Below are 18,856 nucleotides of genomic sequence, written 5' to 3'. Positions count from 1 at the left end.
TCGCCCCTTCCCACCGCCGGACAACGGTGACGATGAAAAACCCTACTGCTGTGGCATCGCGGGGCCGGCGGCGGGTTGGCCCAGCTCGACCGTGCGCTGATAGGCGGCCCAGACGGCGCGGGAGATGACGGTGCGAAGGCTGCCCTTCTCCATCTGGTAGAGCGCCGCGGCCGTCGTGCCGCCCGGCGAGGTGACCATGTTGCGGAGCTCCGCCGGGTGCAGGCCGGACTCCCGCGCGAACTGGACCGAGCCCTGCATCGTCTGTAGCACGAGCTCCTCGGCGATCCGACGCGGGAAGCCCATATGGACACCGGCGTCGATCAGCGCCTCCATGACGAGGAAGACGTAGGCCGGCCCGGTGCCGGAGAGAGCGGTCGCCATGTCGACCATCTCCTCGCTCTCGACACGCACTGCCTCACCCATCGCGCCAAGGAGCGCCGCAACCGCCTGCGCCTGCTCGTCGGTCACCGATGGGGTCGCCAGCCAGACGGTCACGCCCTGCCCGATCTGCGCCGGGGTGTTGGGCATCGAGCGCACCAGCCGCTCGTGGCCGAGGGCCGCATGCAGCCGGTCGACGGTCGCGCCGGCCATGATCGAGACGACGACCTGGTCGCGACCCAGCCGGCCACGCAGGTCGTCGCCGACCTTGCCCAGCGACTGTGGCTTGATCGTCAGCATCACGATGTCAGCGCCTTCGGCGGCTTCGGCATTACCGGCCAGCATCCTGATGCCGTAGCGCTCGGCCAGCAGCTGGCGACGTTCCTCGTATGGCTCAGCGCCAACGAGCTGGTCGGTTGTGACGAGCTCGCCGCGCAGCAGCGTCGCGGCGATTGCCTCGCCCATCACGCCGCAGCCGATCAGCGCGATGCGCTTGCCGCGCAAGATCTCGATATCGCGTTCGGTCGCGTTCATGTGTCGTTCTCCTTCGGTGTCGATGACAGACGCTGATAACAGCGCGCGGACAGCACGCGTCTGCCATCCGCGCGAGCGGCTGCCGCGCCTGCCGGAGACGGGTTGGAGTCGAGGGGTTGCCCCCTACTCGCCGTCGCCGGTCGCGGCTCCGGCGGGCTCGGGGGTCGGCTCAGGGGCAACCGCGGTGGGAATCATGCCGAACAGGCGCGCGGCGTTGCCGTAGAAGATCCGCTCGCGCTCCTCGTCACCGAGGCGCAGGAGATCGAAGATCGTCTGCCAGTCGCGAATCTCTTCCTCGAATCGCTCGTTGTTGTCCGAGCCGTAGAGCAGCTTGTAGTGCGAGATCTCGTTCGGCACGAGACGTCGCTCCACGAGATGGCGGCGGACCATCTCGCCGCCGGAGATGTCGAAGAAGACGTTCCTCCGCCAGCGAGCGACGTGGGCGGCGAGATCGTAGTAGCCGATGCCTAGATGCGCCCCGATCAGCCTCAGCTCCGGGAAGGTGAAGGCGATCGTATCGAGCGTGATCGGCTCCATATGGGCCGACGAGACGCCGCTGCCGCGCGAGCGCTGCTCCCATGGACGGACGCGCTCGATCAGCTCGGGATCGAACGGGTCCTGGGTGCGGTAGTCCGCCCCGCCGCCGACAACGCCGGTGTGGAACAGGCAGGTGAAGCCGTGCTCCTCGGCCGCCTCGTAAATCGGGAAGTAGTCGGAATGATCGTAGCGCTTGAGTGGCAGGATGATCTTCAGACCGCGAAAGCCGCGCGCGGCCGCCTCGTGAACCTGCGTCGGACCTTCCTGGTCGAGGTCGATGCCATACAGGCCGACAAACAATTCGGGGGCGCGCTCAATCGCGCGAGTGACCCGCTCGTTGTAATCGCCGAATCGCGAGCCGAGCAGGCAGAGGTGGACGACGCCGGCCGCAGCCGCGCGCTCGCGCAACTCGGTGATCGCGTCGTCCGGATCGCGATCCTCACCCCACGGAAAATGCACATGCGTATCGAAGATCTTCAATTGGCCCCGCTACTCCCTCACCAAACATGGCAAACAACGACCTAGTAAAGCACGAAATCTGTTCTTGCGTTCAACACTACCCGGCGCTGTCCTGCGGGTTATAGCCCAGCTCGCGGCGGGCTTTTGAGATGTCCCAGAACTGGCGTCGGTTGTTAGAGATCCCATAGTAAATGCCGAAGCGGATATCCGGAGTCGCCAGGCAGCGCTCGATGAGGTGCGCACAGTCGCGCTGCGAGAGCCAGGTGGCGCGGAGACGATCGTAGGTCTGCTCCGTTGTGAGGTTCAACCAGCCGGATGACTGGCCGGCGTCAACCGACCGTGGATCGTCGTCGGCGCGGACGCTGCCGATCCGCAGGCAGAAGACGCGCAGACCGTGGGTATCCGAGTAGTAGCGTCCCATCGCCTCGCCATATGCCTTCGAGACGCCGTAGTAGGAATCCGGCCGGATCTCGGCGCGATCGTCGACGACGAGTGGGTTGGCCGGCGCGTAGATATCCGGCTTGTTGTCGAGCTCGTACCCTCCAACGGCGTGGTTGCTGCTGGCGAAGACGACACGCTCGACCCCGGCCCGATGCGCGGCCTCGAAAACGTTGTATGTCCCGATGATGTTGTCGCGCAGGATATCCGGCCAGGGAGTCTCGACCGAGATGGATGCGGCCAGATGGACGACAGCGTCCATCCCCGCGAAGGCTGGATGGATCGCGTCGAGGTCGCTGATGTCAGCGACATGGCTTGGGAAATCGGCCGGCCGATGGGTCAACGCCGAGATCTCGTAGTCGCCGGCCAGATCGTGACGGACCGCCGACCCGATCACCCCGGCAGCGCCGGTCACCAGCACACGCATCGATGTCTCCTTACGCTTCGGTCTGGCTCGCCTCAGTGATGATGTGTTCACGGGGCCGTATCCCGCGAACCGACTCCAGCGAGACCTCGATTGTTCGCTCCCCACGGTCTTCGGATCCACTGAACTGCAGGGCGAAGACCGCGTGCCGCTTCGGCGGGCTACCCGTGCCAACCCACTCGCCCTGGCGGAATCCTTCGATCGTCCGGCCAAGCAGCAATGCGCGAACCTCACCAAGCGTGCGTTGTTTCCGATGGATCGCGCCGCCGCAGCACGGACAGGTCAGCGGGATGATGTGGTCGCCCGTCATCAGCAGCTCGACCTGGCCATCTTCGCCCTCCGCGACGCCGAGGACGCGTTCGCCGCCGATCAGGGTATCGGCATACTCGACCGAACAGTAGAGATCGCCACGGATCTCGACAAGGGGGAAGCCGTCGCGCTCGCACGTCTCGACGCGCTGGAGGAACGGCAGCAGGGGCATACCTGTCATCGACGCACTCCGATGTAGCAGAACTCGCCGCGTCGCTCACGCAGCGCTCGAAGGCAACGATACCACCGGGTATACGGGAACCCCCGGGGATGAATCCCTGGGGGGTTCCAGTCTCGTCACCCCTCCCGGAGGTGAGTGCGCTTCTGGTGTTGAGTTGCCTCAGATCAGGCCAGGACGACCTGTTCCTCGACGGAAGCGATGCGCTCGAGCTGCGTCAGAGCGTCACGGTATGCGACGACCGCGCCCTGAAGCTGCGTGTAGTACGGGTTCTCGCGGTAGGACTCCGGGTTACGCTCGACGATGTTCGACATCACGCGCTCGCGACTGCGGATCCTGGCGACCAGAACTGCTGCGGTGCTCATCTGAAGCTGACTATTCCCTTCGAAACACGCCGGTGGCGTTTCCGTCATCGACGCCGGCCGGTTACCGGTCGCCTGTTCTTTGCTATGCCAGACACCGCCAGACAGCGGGGCACAAACGGATACGTTATCACGGCATGGCTATACGGTCAAGAGGCATTGGACCCGTCCACATCACCAGACACATCCTCGCTGCGAATGAATGCCCTATCATGGGTCTCATCTCGGGCAATCAGAGTGGGAGTGGCAGATGGTGGACGTTTCCTGGATGGACGCAACGACGCTGGCCCGGTCGATCCGCAACCGCGACGTATCGGCAGTCGAGGCCGTCGCCGCGTGTCTTTCGCGGGTCGAACGAGTGAATCCGGCGCTGAACGCAGTGGTCACGCTCGACGCCGAGCGCGCCCTCGCCCGGGCGCGCGACTGCGACCTGAGGCTGGCGGCAGGAGAATATGCCGGCCCACTTGCGGGTGTGCCAGCGCTGCTCAAGGATTGCCACGAGACCGCCGGTATGCGCACGACGGCCGGATCACCATTGCTGCGCAACTATGTGCCGGCCCACGATGGCGTCGTTGCTCGGAGACTACGCGAGGCCGGCGCGATTATTCTCGGCAAGACGAACGTCTCCGAGCTGCTGACCGATCTGCAGACGACCAATCCGATCTTCGGTCGGACGAACAACCCGTGGAATCTTGACCGGACACCGGGCGGGTCGAGCGGTGGCGCGGCCGCGGCGGTTGCCGCCGGGCTGGCGCCGCTCGATATCGGCAGCGACATCGGCGGCTCGATCCGCGTCCCGGCGCACTGCTGCGGCGTGTTCGGGCTCAAGCCCACCGAGTTGCGCGTCCCCAACGCCGGCCATATTCCCGATCTGCCGGGTTATGTCCGGACGACACGCGTGATGAACTGCATCGGCCCTCTGGCGCGGTCACTCGACGACCTCGAGTTGGCGTTGCGCGTGATTGCTGGGCCAGACGCCAGCGACCCGGACGTGCCGCCGGCGCCGCTGCCGGCCATCTCGCCTCCGCCGCTGGCCGGACTGCGCATCGCGGTCGCGTCGACGTTCCCCGGCCTGCCGGCCGACGCGGCGACTCGCGCGACGATCGAACGCCTGGCAGCGTCATTGGAACGTCACGGCGCACGCGTCGAGGCGCGACTGCCGGAAATCGACTTCGAAGAGCTGCTCACAACACGAGCAGCGCTGCGTTCGATCGTGCGGATGCTCATCGAGCCGCCGGCCGGCGGCCCGCCAAGCGCAGAGGACTACTTCCGCATACTCCAGCGCCGCGACGAGATCATCGCGACGTGGGAGCGATACTTCGCGACGGTCGACGCGCTGATCTGCCCGGTGATGATGATCCCGGCATTCGAGCATCGGGCGCGCGGCGGCGATGTGCCGCTGGATGGCGAATCCGCGAGCTACGACCTGCTGGCCGGCTATTGTCGACCGTTCAACCTCACTGGACATCCGGTCGTGACGCTACCGGCCGGCTCAAGCCCCGAAGGGCTCCCGATCGGCGTCCAGCTCGTCGGCGCGCGCTGGAGCGAGTCACGCCTGCTGGGTATTGCGCAGTCGATGGCGGCGACAAATCCGGAGGTTGCCTTTCGCCGCCCACCCGGCTACTGACGCCGGAGCCCGTCCGCGACAATACCCACCACGAGGCCGAGTCCAGCGCCAAACGCGATGCCCAGCGCCAGATTAAGCTCGAAGACGATGCCCACGAGGAGACCGAGCGCGGCGCCGAAGATCAACCCATAAGCAACCGATAAGCGCTGACTGGGTCCGTCTTTGGGAAGTCGGGATTTGTCGTTCACTGTCGTGCCTCCCTCCTGCGCGCATCATCGCCCGACCAGTGTCTCGGAAGCGCAACAGGAGGGAGTAGAACATGCCATTGCCGTATCAGATTGTGCTCAGTCGGTCTCGATCAGAACAACGGCTTCCATTCCGGCTTCGTGATCGTTGCCCAGGCTTGAGTAGATCGCGAACTGGCCGGTGCGCGGAAAATGCAGCGTCCAGGTCGCCGTCGCACCGGGCGCGATCTCCGGCGACTGATGCTCGTCCGGGCCCATCTTCACCGTCAGATTGTGGGGTTTGGCGCCGTTATTCGTGACCTCGAAGGTCACATCGCCCTTTTGCGCCGAGAGATGGTCTGGCGTTATTCTGGTATCCGACATCTCGATTTTCAGGGCGTTGCCAGCAGTCGGGGTCTCTTCAACAAGCTCCGAGCGCCAGCCGCAACCCGTCAACAAGAACCCGCCGATCAACATCCCGAGGACGACCAGCAGATAGCACCAGATCCGGGAGGGAGTAACCACGGAGCCCCCTTTCAACAATCCGGAAATGCCTGCAGGAATCCCGCGCGCCGATCCCGACGCCACTGGATGGCATGTTCGCAACGTGTCGCAAGATTGAAGCCCCGGTGTTACTCGTCGATGCAGATGGGCAGACTCGCCCGCAGATCGCGCCGTTCGTTGGGCTTCAGGAGTCCGTCCCGAATGCGGACGCATCGACTGGGTTGTCTTCCGCCGAGGCAAGCAGTCGCAACGACCTGCCATGCGGATCGACGCGCTGCTCCTCCAGTGGGAGTCGATGCGCCTTCATGAAGTACATCGCGTTATCGGCCTCCTGCATGATCTTATCGATCGTTGCCAGGGCCGGCGCATGCGTGGCCATTCCCAGGCTGCAGGTCAGTTGCGATCCATCGGGGCGGCTGATCGTGGCTAGCCGGCTGGTGATCCGGTTGATCACGTCGGCTGCCTGGGCAGCATCTGTCCGCGGCAGTAGCACGACGAACTCATCGCCGCCAACTCGGGCAACGAAATCATCCTGCCGGGCGGCGAAGCTGAGCTCCCTCGCGATTCGGCGCAACACCTCGTCGCCGGCTGAATGGCCGCCGAAGTCGTTAACGATCTTGAAGTCGTCGATGTCCAGGAAGAGCAGCGTTAGTGGCTGGCCATTGCGTTGCGCGTGCTCGAGGTGGCGCGCGCTGACCTCCCGAAAGGCAAACAGATTCGAGATTCCGGTCAGGATATCCGTCCTCGCCATCAGCTCGGCGCGCTGCCGCGCCTCGCGCAGGCCGTTGATCAGAATCACGATGAAGACAACGACCGCCAACCGGCTAAGCTGATTCCAGAGCACTGCTGGCGTCAGTGCGCCGTCCTGAGGATTCAGGGTATCCACGATCAGCAATGTCACAACCGCAAGAGCCGTGATGCCCCAGGCTCGTTGCCACCCGGCTCGCCAGGCCGACAGCGAGATGGGAATGATATAGACGATCGTGAGGAGATAATCGGGGTCCGTCGAGGCATCGGCGATACCGATGAGGACGACGGCGACCACGCAGGCAATGAGCACCCGTTCCGTCGACTGACCCTCCACCCAGGCGAGCAGCCGCCGCATTATCCACCTCTTCACAGCCAGCGCCGACGGTGAGCCAGAGTCGATGCTCCACCCGGTGACAACAATGTAGCACGCGGGACTGCCACAACTCCAGCCCGGCGCGGCGAACGTCAGGTCGCGATCAGCCCACTCCCGAGCGCAATCAAGAAGGAGCCAAGCACAATTGCCACGGCGGCAAGCCCGATCAAGCCGTAACTGAGCGAGAGCCGCTGGCGTCGAAACCGCCAGGCGCCAACGACCAGAATCGCCGCCGCCGCCAACCACACTCCCCCGAGCGCCATCGCCGCGTTGCTGCGGCTCGCGACGGGCTCCGGGATGCCGGTCCAGAGGAGCTTGCCATCACGAGCCGTGATCCCGAATGACGCCTCGAGATCCTGGGCAACGCCAGCTCGTCGGATCACGACCGTCGCATCCCAGTCCCCATCGAGCGTGATGAAGGAGCCGCTTCCGATGAACGTCGATACGTCACCCGGGCCGGCCTGGCGAAGCTGGATACGCTGGCTTCCGGCCAGCTCTTCAGCGCCGGCCGGCGGATCGACCGCGAGCGGCGTGAAACGCAGATACACTCGCTGGACCTCACCAAACGTGTCGGGATCGCTCGGCGCGACGATGACGGAGTACTGGTTCGCGCCAATATCAGGCGGGGAGACTCGGAGCGTGATCGATGCTCCGCCAGTCAGTCGGGTCGAGCCAAGGATGTCAACACGCTGAAGCAAGTCACGCGCCGGGGGCGTGCCAGTCAGAACGCCAGTCACCAGCACGACACCGGTCAGAAGAAGGAGCTCGAGCCGGAGAGTGCGCCGGAATCGTGCTGGGACGCCGATCTCACCGTCAGGCGAAGCCACGTCGAGGCGCGGACGGACGTTGAGCAAGTGGTGCCCCCCGAAGCCAAGGGCTCCAGCCACCAGAACGAGCTTGACTATCAGCCAGGCGCCGTAATCCGTCGACACCAGCCCGTCCCAGCTATATGCCTCGACCCAGGCCGAGACAATACCGGTCGCGATGATCCCGAGGACCGCAACCAGCGCCAGTCTGGAAAACCGCGCAATGAGGCCACGCCGAGCATCGCTGGTCGGCGCAATTTCGAGCGCAAGGAGCAAGCCCGCGAGCCCGCCGATCCAGATACTGGTGACGATCAGATGCAGCCAATCGGTCAGCACCGGCCAGCTGGTGGCGCTGCCACGGGTCGCCGCGTGGCTACCGAGCGAGGTAGTCAACAGCACGAGCGCCGAGACCAACAGACCGATGCTCCAGAGCAGGCGTCCTCTGCCATGCCAGGCGGGCAATCGCGCGCCGCGCAACAGCGCCCAGGCAACGACCGCCCACGCTTCCAGCAGTACTCCGCGCGCCAGCCACACGCCACCGAACCGTGTCTTCCCAAGGATCGACGGCAGCACATCGATGACATCGCGCGGAGATGTCGAGCGTGACGCGTTCATCGCCTGGATAACAGCCGACGCCAGATGGCCAACAAGTAGCAGGATCACCGCGATCAGCGCCAGCCGACGGAAATGGCGCGCGGGGACACCGGAAGCGTCTGACCGGCCGGCCACCGGCAGGAGGACCACGACGAGGAAGAAGAGCATCCCGGCCAGCACACCCTGAGCCAGGAGGTTCATCCACCGGACTCCGCTGGATAGCGCCACTGGCGCCACCGCGCTCGACGAAGCCAGGCTGGCGAGCGCCGTCTCTTGCTCGAGGCTAGGCATCAACGCGTCGCCGATGGTGAAGCTGAAGAATCCGCCCGAGACGTGTCCGTCGACTGCCGAGAGGACGGAGTAGACGACCGTATAGCTTCCGCGCGCAAGGTTGCCGCGCAGCTCCGCGGTCAGCCCCGGCTCATCTGGCGTGCCGACCGACGCCAGGCTACCGGTCGGGACGACAGAGCCATCCTGCCGCAGGACTGTCAGCGTGCTGTAGCGCAGCTCAACAGGCTCGCTGAACCAGAGAACAATCGAGGTGGGCGGTTCGGCAAGGCTTGCGCCGGCCTCAGGATCGCTACGCAAGAGCGCAGCATGGGCGGCCACTGGTGGTGGGCTGATTGCCGACGCCAGCCATATGAGCGCGACGCACGCCAGCGCCGCCACGAATGATGACCGTGGCCGTCTCAAAGTCGGGAGATCGAGCGTTCCGATGCGGATCACCTGTCTGGTTTCGACGCGCCGCGCTCCAGATCTCACGCGGTTCAGGCGTTGATTGTACGCGCGAGCGCGCTATCGGCAGGCGGCAACATAGCCGCCGGACCGCCCAGAATCAACGATATCAGTGTGGCATCATCCCTGGTTGGGACAGGCCGACGATTTCGAGACGAGGTATCGTGACGACGGACGAACACCGCGCGAGCCCGCGACTGGCGGGCGAGCAGAGCGCGGGCAGCGTGACACGCGGATTCGTCGCCGCGCTCCCGCTCTGGCCCGGGGTCATCCCGTTCGCCGTCGCCTTCACGATCGCCGCCCGGGCGACCGGATTCAGCGCGGTCGAGACGCAGCTCCTTTCCCTCACGGTCTTTGCGGGCGCGGCGCAGATCACGGTCGTCAGCATGGCCGCATCGGGTGCGGCTGCGTTGTCGATAACCTTCACTGCCATCCTGCTCAACCTGCGTCACCTTCTCTATGGCATGGTGCTCCGGCGGATGATGGTCCCCGACGAGCGTCCCCGGCCGGAGATCTCCGGCAGCATGCTCACCGACGAGGGCTTTGGCCTCACCATTCGTCACGCACGCGAGGGTCGTGGCATCTCCGGATTCATGCTCGGCAGTGGCCTGAGCCTGTACGTGGTGTGGAACCTCAGCACGCTCACCGGGCTCATGTTCGGCGCCATGCTCCCCGATCCCGAGCGAATCGGGCTTGCGTTCATCTTCCCGCTGACGTTCATCGCGTTGCTCCGGCCGCTCATGCGTGGGCGGATAGCGTTCGTGACCGCCGCCGCTGCGGCGTTGCTCATGCTGGCGCTGTCCAGCTTCGTGAGCAGCGGGATCGCGCTCCCGGTCGCAATCTGCGCGGCAGCGCTGCTCGGGACAATACTCGAAACCAGAGCCGACCGTTGAACAATTTGCTGATGATCCTTACCATCGGCGCAGCAACGTGGCTCGCCCGCGCTGGCGGGTTCTACTTCGCGCGCCGCAGCTTTCCGCCGATCATTGACCGGTTTCTGTCCTGGGTTCCGGTCGCGGCATTCGCGGCATTGGCCGCTCCGGGGCTGATCGATGGCCCCGGAGCAACCTCCAGCCGGCTTCTTGGAGCGCTGGCGACAACGGTTGTTGTCAGCCGTGCCGGCCCATACTGGGCGGCGCTCCTGGCCGGCATGGGCGTCTTCTGGCTGCTCTCCGCGATCGTCTAGGGCACTTGCGGGGAGGGCTCCCAAGCGGCGATAGTCTCGCGGTGGATTGATACACTCTGACGGAAAGTGAGCGGGACGTGACCACGAACAACGCAACCAGCAGGCTCCAGCAAACATACGACCTGATAGACAGCTTCATCGAGCGAGGCGAGCTGGACGGCGCGGCAGTGGCTGTCGCCTGGCGCGGAGAGCCCATTGGCGAGCATCACGCCGGAAACGCCCGGCCGGGCGTCGCGGCCACGAGCACGACGGTCTGGCCGCTGGCATCGATCTCGAAGGTCTATACCGCAGCGGCAGTCGTCGCGCTCGTTGAGCGTGGCGTTCTGACATTGTCGATGCCGGTGCGAATGATCCTGCCGGAAGTCACCGGCGACGGCCGCGAGACGATCACACTCCGACACCTGCTGACCCACACATCGGGGTTGATCTACGAGTCGCCCGAGATGGAGCAGCGGCTGCTGACGCAGACCCCGCTCGACGAGCTGGTCGACGAGGCGCTCACCTACTCGCTCCAGTTTTCGCCCGGCAGCCAGCATGCCTATAGCGACTATAACTACGCAATTGCCGGGCGCGCCGCCGCTGTTGCGGCCGGCCGGCCATTTCCCGAGCTTGTCCGCGAGCTGGTACTGGACCCTGCCGGTCTTCGCGACACCTGGTTCCCGCCCAGCGACGAGATCTTCGGCCGGCTGGCGAAGGTGGCCGGCCCGTTGGGCGAGGGAACGCCTGGAGACATGTACAACGGCGACTACGGGCTCGGCATGGCGCATCCAGCTTTCGGCGTCAGCGCAACGGTCAGCGATCTGTTGCGCTTTGGCTTGCTCTTTGCCCCCGGCGGGAAGACGCGGGTGCTCTCCGAAGCGGGCGTCCGGGTGATGACGACCGACCAGACCGGCGGCAACACGCCCGGCTCACTGCTGCCAGACCTTCCCGCACAGCACACGCCCTGGGGCGCTGGCTTCTCGGTCAAGGGCAACACTGGCATGTCCGGAGATCTGCTCTCTACCGCCAGCTTCGGCCACGGCGGGGCCACCGGCTGCACCCTCCAGATCGACCCTGTCGATGACATTGTCATCGCCTACGTATCCAACAAGCACGCGCGCACCGGCCGCCCACCATTCACTCGACGACAGGTAAGCGTCGTCAACACGGTAATGGCGGCCCTGACAAGGAGTCCTCTTCGCTAATGGAGAACATGAATCGACGCGAGTTCGTCCGCAATGCCATCATCGGCGGCGCGGGGCTCGTCGTGGCCGCGACCGGCGGGCTGATCCTGCTGACACGAAAGTCGGGCAACGAGCGATATAAGGGCGAGCTGACCGTCCCGAAGGCGGATATTCCGAAGAGTGGCGCTGACCCGGCGTCCAGCGACAGCGGTCACTTCCACCTGATCAACAATGAGGACGGCGCGCTCGCCCTCTACTGGGCGTGCACGCACCAGGGGTGCAAGGTGCCGTGGCAGGAAGGGCAGGGGCAATTCCACTGCCCATGCCACAACTCGACATTCGACCGACACGGCGTCGTCACCAGCGGCCCAGCGCCACGCCCACTCTCGACGTTCCCGATCTCGGTCACGGCGAATGGCGACATCGTTGTCAACACCGTGTCGGCGACCAGCCGGAACGACTACGAGCCGGACCAGTCGGTCAAGCTCGGGTCGGCCTGATCCCCGGCGATCACCTGGCGCGCTGGAAGTACAGCTGGAGCTCGAGCGTGCCATGATCCTTGACCGAAATGACGGCCGGCGCTCGAGGCTTCTCGATCTCAAAGTCCGACAGCGCGATGTCGAGTGTTCCGGCTGTGACCAGTGTGTCTCCGCTGAGCTGAACGTCGAGCGGGATCTCAACCTCGCGCTCAACGCCGTGCAGCGTCAGCTTGCCCTTCGCCGTCACCGACGTTGATTCGCCGGCGGCAAGAGTCACGGGGAGCGCAATTGGCTCTGTCAGCGTGAACGTCGCGGTGGGAAAGCGCCGCGTCTCCAGCGCCTGGTCGCCCAACGCGCGATCCCGACGCGATTCGTCGCTGGTCAGCGTCGTCATGTCGACGGAGAGCGTCGCAGCAGTCAGGCTTATGTCGTCAATCGTCAGCGACCCGGTGACGTTTGCGGTCCGGCCAACTGCCTCGGTCGTGCCAACGCGGGACAGCTCCTCGCCGATTCGATAGCCGACAAATGCCCTGTCGTCCGGGACAACCGACCACACGCCGGCCAGCCCCTGCCCCGATCCGCTCGTCGCTTCCGCGCCTGCGGTGGTAGTCGGCTCTGCGATCGTCGCGACGCCGCGGACTGTCGTCGCTGTGGCGGCGAGCGCGGACACGGCAGATTCCAACGAGGCAGGTGGCGGGGCATTGTCCCGGAAGAATTGATACCAGACGCCGGCCGCGCCAGCGACTATCGCGATCACGATCACAACCGCGAGCCTGGCGCGAATCGACTTCATCAGATCATCCCCCTGTGAACCACGATCGGCTGGCAGCAAGGCCAGGCTGACTTCACCCCGGGCAGGCGATGCTCCCGCGTATGAACGTCAGCAACGCAGTGGTGAGAGAATACGTGTTCATCCTGTGTATTCGCTGAGAGTTGATGAGAATCTGCGCGCCGGCACGGGAGAGCTGAACCCTGGTCGATCGAGCGACCAGAACCCTCCCACGTCCGTGTGTGCGCAGGCCAGAGTGATCCCGGCACGATGCATCGCGGCGTCAGGGTCAGTTGACGCGACGGGCTGTCAGGTAACGCGATGCCCAGTATGGGTCGTACAGACTACTGACGCCGACGGCATCGTGCTGCCCGGTGGCGCTGACAAACAGGCCGTCGCCCAGATAGAAGCCCACGTGGGAGACGCCCCGCTGGTAGGTGTTCTGAAAGTAGACAACATCGCCCGGCTCCAGGTCAGCGCGCGAGACAGGCATGCCGGTCGACATCTGTCCTTCCATTTCGCGCGGGACGCCATAGCCCAGGTCCTCGCTCAACACCCACCAGGTGAAACCCGAGCAGTCAAAGCCATCTGGGTCGGAGCCACCCCAGACATAGGGGATGCCTAGGTGCGTGAACGCTGCGTCGATGATGGCCTGGCCAGCTTCGCTGGACGGCGTCGTCGGCCAGTCGCCCGTCTCGTATCCAGAGGTCAGCGTATAGCCGGTAACCCCTCCGTATCGAACATACGACCAGGCGACGCCCTCGTCATCGATGTAATTCGGCGAGAGGATATCCACAAGGGCGCCATCTGACACGGCAGCGAGCTGCTCGGCTGCCGATGACGGCTCACTCCGTATGACCACTCCCCGGCCGTCAGTCGAGACTGCAATTGGCACATCACTCGCTGCCTCAGAGGAATCGCCCGGAGTAATGGTGTTGTCTGCAAAGGCGAAACCCTCGCTCGCGACATACCGATAGACATGCGCAGCCAGGCCGGCCGGCTCGACGTAGTCCGCGGAGACCCAGCCCGCCAACCAGTCGCCATCGACCTCGACAAGCACGTCGTACCACGACGTGCCGTCATCGAGCGTCATCGGCCCATCGACAACGTCCAGTTCGGCCGCGTCGGGGATCGACAGGATGATCTCGCCGTCCAGACCCGGCGCGGCCCGGAGGTTGAGCCCCTCTCCATCGGTTCCGGAGACGACAGCGGAATCACCGCCGGATAGCCAGAGATCGGCGGCGGCGGGGAGCGCCATCGGTAGCCCTCCGCCCAACGCCAGTGCTACGGCGAACGTCGCTATCAATCTTCGTCGTGCTGTCATCGACTCCGCCCCCTCGTCTCAGGTTCGTTTTCCGGGTCGACCCCGCGCAGATCCAGTTTCACAAGGCTGTACGTACATATCCTACCCTGTGACTATGACTTGCTGTCAAGGGGGCGCGGACTTTCTACACGTCTAGGCCGGCCGGAGGCGCGCAGCGGGCAAGGGACACGCGGAATGTCGCGCCCTTGCCGGGCGCGGTATCCAGCGTCACAGTCCCGCCATGGGCGGCGATGATCGAGGCGACGATCGACAGGCCCAGCCCGCTGCCGCCGCTCGATCGCGCCCGCGAACTATCGGCGCGGTAGAAGCGATCGAAGGCGCGAGCGGCCGCGTCGGACGTCATCCCCGGCCCATCGTCAGCTACTGACAGGACAACATCATCGCCCGTGCTGGCGACGCTGACGCGGACGGCAAGTCCGGGGCCGATGTGTTGGCGCGCGTTCGATAGCAAGTTATCGATTACCTGACGCAGTTGATCGGCATCGCCCAGGACCCAGACACTCGCCTCCCGGTCGAATGAGATCGAGCGATCCGGCTCGACGGCCCGCGCGGCGGCGACCGCTTCGGCTGCGAGGAGGCCGAGATCGAGCTCCGCCCGATCTGGCTCGCGACCCTGATCCAGTCGGGCCAGCAGTAGCAGGTCATCGACCAGCGTGCCCATCCGGACACCCTCGGACTCGATCCGCGACATCACACGTTCGATTCCGGCTGGCGTCGTCGCGGCGCCGCTCCGATACAGTTCGGCATACCCGAGGATCGAGGTTAGTGGCGTTTTCAGCTCGTGCGAGGCGTCTGCGACGAACTGGCGGAGCTGCTGCTCGGAAGCCTCCTTCGCGGCAAACGACGACTCGATCTGCGCGAGCATCCGATTCAGCGCCAGTCCGAGCTGCCCTACCTCGGTCGCATCGTCCTCATGCTCGATCCGATGCGCCAGATCGCCGGCCGCGATCTGGCCGGCGCTGGCAATCATGTCGTCGATCGGCTGCAAACCGCGTCGAATGACGAGCCAGACAACAATGAGCAACAGAGCGAGGATCACCAGGCTGCGGACTGTGATCCCGACGAGCAGGCTTCGCGTCGTTGCATCGACATCATCCATTGGCGCGGCGACCGCGAGGAAGCCCGTGCCGGGGGCGCTTCGCAGCAGAACGCGATAGCGCAACGACGAGTCATCGACCGCTCGTGTAGTGAAGATCCTTCCGGTCCGCCGCGTAAGTTGGGCCGGGGTCATTCCGCCGAGATCGGGGAGCGGATCGGGGTGGTCCGGGTAGCCACTCGGCCAGCTGTTGAGGACTGTCCCATTCACATCGACGAGCAGCATCGCGGTCGCCTGGCGACCCCCTTCGCGGTCGAGCGCTCCCACACGTGGGCGGAGCGGCCGAACCGGACTGCTGACGAGCGACTGGTCGATTCGTCGGATCATGCCGGCCCGCGTGCGATTCACCGTCAGGAAGCCGCTGGCAAGGAACCCAACCAACACCAGAGCAGAGATCGCAAGGAGGAGCCGCGTCTTGATCGACACAGGTGATCAATCCGGCTCAAGCCGAAGCGAATAGCCGAAACCACGAACTGTCTGTATCAGCTTGGGCTCGCAGTCGTCGACCTTCTTGCGGAGATAGCTGATGTAGGTCTCGACGACGTTGGCGTCGCCATAGAAGTCATATTGCCAGACGTTGGCGAGAATCTGGTCTTTCGACAGCACGCGGCCGGCGTTGATCAGCAGGTAGCGCAGCAGACGAAACTCGGTCGGCGAGAGCCGCACGAGCTGGCCGGCGCGCCAGACGCGGTGACCGTCTTCATCGAGCTCAAGATCGGCGTAGCGGTGGTACCGGGCTGGCGGCGTCTCGCGGGTATCGAAACGCCGGATAATGGCCCGAATGCGGGCAACGAGCTCCTCCAGGCTGAAGGGCTTCGTCAGGTAGTCGTCTCCACCGACGGTGAACCCGCGCATCTTGCTCTCATGCTCATCGCGGGCAGTCAGGAAGATAAGCGGAACCCGATCTCCGCCGTCGCGAAGCCGCCGGGCAACCTCGAACCCGTCAAGATCCGGCAACATGATATCGAGAACAATCAGCGTCGGATCCCAGGCGGAGGACTCCAGCAGCGCGGCGCGGCCCGTCGACGCCGTCCGGACATCGTAACCGACGAAGCGCAATGCGGTCGAGATCAGCTCGGTGATGGCTGGCTCATCATCGACGACGAGAATGCGATTCGCGCCGGCCGCCGCCACATCATCCGGCGCTCGCTCGGCCCATCCCTGCATGCTCATCGTTGCGCATCCTCTCCAGTCCTCGGTCTCATTAGAACACCGATTGCTGAGAGCTTCCTGTGAATCTCGCCGAAAGAGGCTGACGCGGAATCCCCATCGGTTTCCCAGCCAACTCCAAGGATCGCCCCTCACAATCATAGACACGGTGGTCGCGACGGGCGTGCCACCCCGCTATTGTGTGGGCCACGTAGCCCGCAGCGCAGAAACGAAGTAACGAAGGAGCACGCGCATGAGCGAGCAGTTTCCTGATACGCCTTCCCGAACGACCGGCGGTAGTTCCTGGCGACGCGGCAAGCGCCGCTGGGCCGCGATCATCACCCTCGCCCTCGTGATCGGCGCGCTGGTCATCGGTGGGACGGTTGCAGCAGAGTCCGGTTCGTCGACGACCGGGAGCGGCGGGCTGAAGGGCACGTTCCTGACGCACCTCGCCGATAACCTCGGCATCGGCCGCGACAAGCTGGATCAGGCGATGATCTCGGCCGGCGACCAGACGGTTGACGACGCTGTCACCAGCGGCAAGCTGACCCAGCAGCAGGGCGACGCGATGAAGAAGCGCATCGCAAACGGTGACTTCTTCTCTTTCGGCCGGCATCACGGGCGGTTCGGTCGCGGGATGTTCGGCCACGGCGACGGGATGGCGACAATCGCGAGCACGCTCGGGATCTCAACCGACGATCTCAAGGCCGAGCTGAAGTCCGGCTCGACGCTGGAGCAGGTCATCACCGCGCATGGCAGCACTGTCCAGACCGTGGTTGATGCGCTGGTCGCCCAGACAAAGACCAACCTGACCCAGGCCGTCACCAATGGCAAGCTGACCCAGGAGCAGGCGGATAAGATCCTCAACGAGTTGCCGAGTCGATTGACAGAGATGATCCAGAATGGCTTCTCGGGCAAGAACATGCCGTTCGACGGCAACCACCACGGAAACCCGAACGACACCACGCCAGAAGCCACCCCAACTGTCTGATCGCCTCCGAAGTTGTTCAGCGGGGTCGAGTTTCGGCCCCTCTGTGCTTCTCGCTACCTGACCATTTGGACAGGTGACGATATGTCCGTTATGACGGTGTGACATATTCGGGATCGGGATATCCTCCGTCATGGTCGGAGAAGCGATGCTTCCACCGGCCCTCAGAATCGAATATCCCACCATCCCCACCACCTGACGAAAGCCGGTGCGAGTTATCCGCCGGCTTTCGTCTTGTCCGGCATATTCCGTTCAGTCTCGATCGAGCGCCGCCAGGATCGGGCGAAACTGCTCGATACCTTCTGCGTTGGTGACCCGGGAGGCGATCTGGATGTGTGAGATGCCTTCGCGAGCAAAACTACGGAACGCGTCGGCGATCTCCTCGGGCGTGCCGGCCAGCGGGCCGGTTCTTGACGGCACTGCCGACGGGCGCGGATCAACCATGACGGTCGCCGTCCGGGTCAGCGTGGCCGGGTCACGGCCAATCTGACGGCAGGCGGCGTCGATCCGCTCACGCAGTGGCGGGATCGCATCCGGATGGTTCTGCCCACGGACAAGCCAACCGTTCCATGCGTCGGCATGTTCGGCGGTCAACCGTAGCATTCGCTCGCCGCCGGTGCCGATCATGATCGGCAGCCCCTTCGGGCGTGGACCGCGCGGGCGTAATTCACAATCCTCGGCGGAGGAATACTGGCCACGAAAGGTCGCCCGCCCGTCACGCAGCAGCGGCGCAATGATGTGGAGCGCCTCCTCGAACCGCGAGACACGATGGTCGTATGGATAACCGAACGATGCGTACTCGTGCTCGTAATATCCTGCGCCAAGCCCGAGGATGACGCGCCCGCCGCTGATCTCATCGACCGTGTCGGCCATCTTTGCGAGTAGTGCCGGGTTGCGAAAGCCGGTGCAGGTGACCAGCGTGCCGAGCTCGGCGCGGGTCGTCGTTGCCGCGAGCGCCGAAAGCAGCGTCCAGCACTCCCAGATACCGCGAGGCGGATCGTCCGGTCCAAACTGGTAGAGCAGATGATCGACGAGCCAGAGGGAATCGAACCCGATATCCTCGGCGACCTGTGCCGCGGCGAGGATATCGGTCCAACCAGGGGTCGTCCCCTCGCGCCGGCCTTCTATCTGCGGCAGGATGAACCCGATCTTCAACGGTCGTGCCATTGCTCATCTTCCCTTCGTCATGCCGCGTCCGGACCACGGTACGCTCAGTATCTGCCGATGGGAGCCGCTCGGCAACCAGTAACAACGACAAACAGCGCCGGGGCGATGCCCGGCGCTGTTTCAATTCAGGTGAATTGGGGGAGAATCAGCCGGCTGCGACCTGCTCGGCAAGCTTGTCCGGATCGGGGAAATCACCCGTCTCCTTCTTCGAGTAAATCAGCTCGTCACCGAGCATCACCTCGAAGACCCCGCCGCTGCTTGGGATCATCGTCAACTGGCTGACCTTGTCCGAGTTCTTGTCGAGCACCTTCTCCGCCAGACCGGCGGCACGTGTGAGATACCCTCACGAGCGGCAGTACTCGA

At 64.7% G+C, this 18,856-nt stretch carries 20 protein-coding genes and 1 pseudogene; 6 read left to right on the top strand and 15 right to left on the bottom strand.

What is annotated here, in order from left to right; translation table 11 throughout:
• Window positions 1–42: 42 nt before the first annotated feature.
• The 5 genes from proC to V9F06_03615 form a co-directional block, all read right to left on the bottom strand.
• Window positions 43–912 (bottom strand): pyrroline-5-carboxylate reductase, encoded by an 870-nt coding sequence (gene proC / locus V9F06_03635; GenBank protein ID MEI2616721.1) that lies wholly within the window; start codon window positions 910–912, stop codon window positions 43–45.
• Window positions 913–1,035: 123 nt separating this feature from the next.
• Window positions 1,036–1,929 carry an amidohydrolase family protein gene (locus V9F06_03630; GenBank protein ID MEI2616720.1) on the bottom strand — a complete coding sequence of 298 codons (894 nt, stop codon included), beginning with the start codon at window positions 1,927–1,929 and terminating at the stop codon, window positions 1,036–1,038.
• 76 nt (window positions 1,930–2,005) lie between these two features.
• Window positions 2,006–2,773: an NAD(P)-dependent oxidoreductase gene (locus V9F06_03625; GenBank protein ID MEI2616719.1), complete on the bottom strand. Its 768-nt coding sequence runs from the start codon at window positions 2,771–2,773 to the stop codon at window positions 2,006–2,008.
• A gap of 10 nt (window positions 2,774–2,783) precedes the next feature.
• Complete coding sequence (locus tag V9F06_03620; GenBank protein ID MEI2616718.1) at window positions 2,784–3,260, bottom strand: hypothetical protein; 477 nt, start codon at window positions 3,258–3,260, stop codon at window positions 2,784–2,786.
• A 164-nt stretch (window positions 3,261–3,424) separates the two neighbouring features.
• Entirely contained in the window at window positions 3,425–3,622 is a 198-nt protein-coding gene (locus tag V9F06_03615) for a hypothetical protein (protein MEI2616717.1), read from the bottom strand.
• A gap of 247 nt (window positions 3,623–3,869) precedes the next feature.
• Here V9F06_03615 and V9F06_03610 point away from each other — a divergent pair, with 247 nt between their 5' ends.
• Window positions 3,870–5,246 (top strand): amidase, encoded by a 1,377-nt coding sequence (locus V9F06_03610; protein MEI2616716.1) that lies wholly within the window; start codon window positions 3,870–3,872, stop codon window positions 5,244–5,246.
• Here the strand turns inward: V9F06_03610 and V9F06_03605 are convergent.
• The 4 genes from V9F06_03605 to V9F06_03590 all read right to left on the bottom strand — a co-directional run bounded on the left by V9F06_03605 (window position 5,240) and on the right by V9F06_03590 (window position 9,163).
• A complete protein-coding gene (locus V9F06_03605; GenBank protein ID MEI2616715.1) occupies window positions 5,240–5,434 on the bottom strand; it encodes a hypothetical protein in 195 nt (64 codons plus the stop codon). The genes V9F06_03610 and V9F06_03605 overlap by 7 nt on opposite strands.
• A 96-nt stretch (window positions 5,435–5,530) precedes the next feature.
• Window positions 5,531–5,998 (bottom strand): cupredoxin domain-containing protein, encoded by a 468-nt coding sequence (locus V9F06_03600; protein MEI2616714.1) that lies wholly within the window; start codon window positions 5,996–5,998, stop codon window positions 5,531–5,533.
• A gap of 100 nt (window positions 5,999–6,098) precedes the next feature.
• Complete coding sequence (locus V9F06_03595) at window positions 6,099–7,019, bottom strand: GGDEF domain-containing protein (GenBank protein MEI2616713.1); 921 nt, start codon at window positions 7,017–7,019, stop codon at window positions 6,099–6,101.
• Between the two features lie 110 nt (window positions 7,020–7,129).
• Window positions 7,130–9,163: a CopD family protein gene (locus V9F06_03590; protein MEI2616712.1), complete on the bottom strand. Its 2,034-nt coding sequence runs from the start codon at window positions 9,161–9,163 to the stop codon at window positions 7,130–7,132.
• A gap of 173 nt (window positions 9,164–9,336) precedes the next feature.
• Here V9F06_03590 and V9F06_03585 point away from each other — a divergent pair, with 173 nt between their 5' ends.
• The 4 genes from V9F06_03585 to V9F06_03570 all read left to right on the top strand — a co-directional run bounded on the left by V9F06_03585 (window position 9,337) and on the right by V9F06_03570 (window position 12,021).
• On the top strand, window positions 9,337–10,065 hold the full coding sequence (locus V9F06_03585) for an AzlC family ABC transporter permease (protein ID MEI2616711.1): 729 nt from the start codon (window positions 9,337–9,339) through the stop codon (window positions 10,063–10,065).
• 11 nt (window positions 10,066–10,076) lie between these two features.
• A complete protein-coding gene (locus tag V9F06_03580) occupies window positions 10,077–10,358 on the top strand; it encodes an AzlD domain-containing protein (protein ID MEI2616710.1) in 282 nt (93 codons plus the stop codon).
• A gap of 77 nt (window positions 10,359–10,435) precedes the next feature.
• Window positions 10,436–11,542: a serine hydrolase domain-containing protein gene (locus tag V9F06_03575; GenBank protein ID MEI2616709.1), complete on the top strand. Its 1,107-nt coding sequence runs from the start codon at window positions 10,436–10,438 to the stop codon at window positions 11,540–11,542.
• Window positions 11,542–12,021, top strand: a complete 480-nt coding sequence (locus V9F06_03570) for a Rieske (2Fe-2S) protein (GenBank protein MEI2616708.1) — start codon at window positions 11,542–11,544, stop codon at window positions 12,019–12,021. Before V9F06_03575 ends, V9F06_03570 begins: the two co-directional genes overlap by 1 nt.
• A 10-nt stretch (window positions 12,022–12,031) precedes the next feature.
• Here V9F06_03570 and V9F06_03565 read toward each other — a convergent pair whose 3' ends face one another.
• The 4 genes from V9F06_03565 to V9F06_03550 form a co-directional block, all read right to left on the bottom strand.
• Entirely contained in the window at window positions 12,032–12,793 is a 762-nt protein-coding gene (locus V9F06_03565; GenBank protein ID MEI2616707.1) for a YceI family protein, read from the bottom strand.
• 265 nt (window positions 12,794–13,058) lie between these two features.
• Entirely contained in the window at window positions 13,059–14,093 is a 1,035-nt protein-coding gene (locus tag V9F06_03560) for an SH3 domain-containing C40 family peptidase (GenBank protein MEI2616706.1), read from the bottom strand.
• A gap of 124 nt (window positions 14,094–14,217) precedes the next feature.
• Window positions 14,218–15,615 carry a HAMP domain-containing sensor histidine kinase gene (locus tag V9F06_03555; GenBank protein MEI2616705.1) on the bottom strand — a complete coding sequence of 466 codons (1,398 nt, stop codon included), beginning with the start codon at window positions 15,613–15,615 and terminating at the stop codon, window positions 14,218–14,220.
• 6 nt (window positions 15,616–15,621) lie between these two features.
• Window positions 15,622–16,362 (bottom strand): response regulator transcription factor, encoded by a 741-nt coding sequence (locus V9F06_03550; GenBank protein ID MEI2616704.1) that lies wholly within the window; start codon window positions 16,360–16,362, stop codon window positions 15,622–15,624.
• Window positions 16,363–16,591: 229 nt separating this feature from the next.
• On the opposite strand from V9F06_03550, the gene V9F06_03545 reads away from it, so the two are divergent.
• A complete protein-coding gene (locus tag V9F06_03545) occupies window positions 16,592–17,329 on the top strand; it encodes a hypothetical protein (GenBank protein MEI2616703.1) in 738 nt (245 codons plus the stop codon).
• 249 nt (window positions 17,330–17,578) lie between these two features.
• Here the strand turns inward: V9F06_03545 and V9F06_03540 are convergent, their stop codons facing one another.
• On the bottom strand, window positions 17,579–18,493 hold the full coding sequence (locus V9F06_03540) for an LLM class flavin-dependent oxidoreductase (GenBank protein ID MEI2616702.1): 915 nt from the start codon (window positions 18,491–18,493) through the stop codon (window positions 17,579–17,581).
• Between the two features lie 145 nt (window positions 18,494–18,638).
• Window positions 18,639–18,824 (bottom strand): annotated as a pseudogene (locus V9F06_03535) (Rdx family protein).
• Window positions 18,825–18,856: the final 32 nt, after the last annotated feature.

It is taken from the genome of Thermomicrobiales bacterium (assembly GCA_037045155.1).
Taxonomy (GTDB): Bacteria; Chloroflexota; Chloroflexia; order Thermomicrobiales; family CFX8; genus JAMLIA01.
Note: the sequence above shows the minus strand (reverse complement) of the source record. Positions and strands in the feature narration are given on the sequence as shown.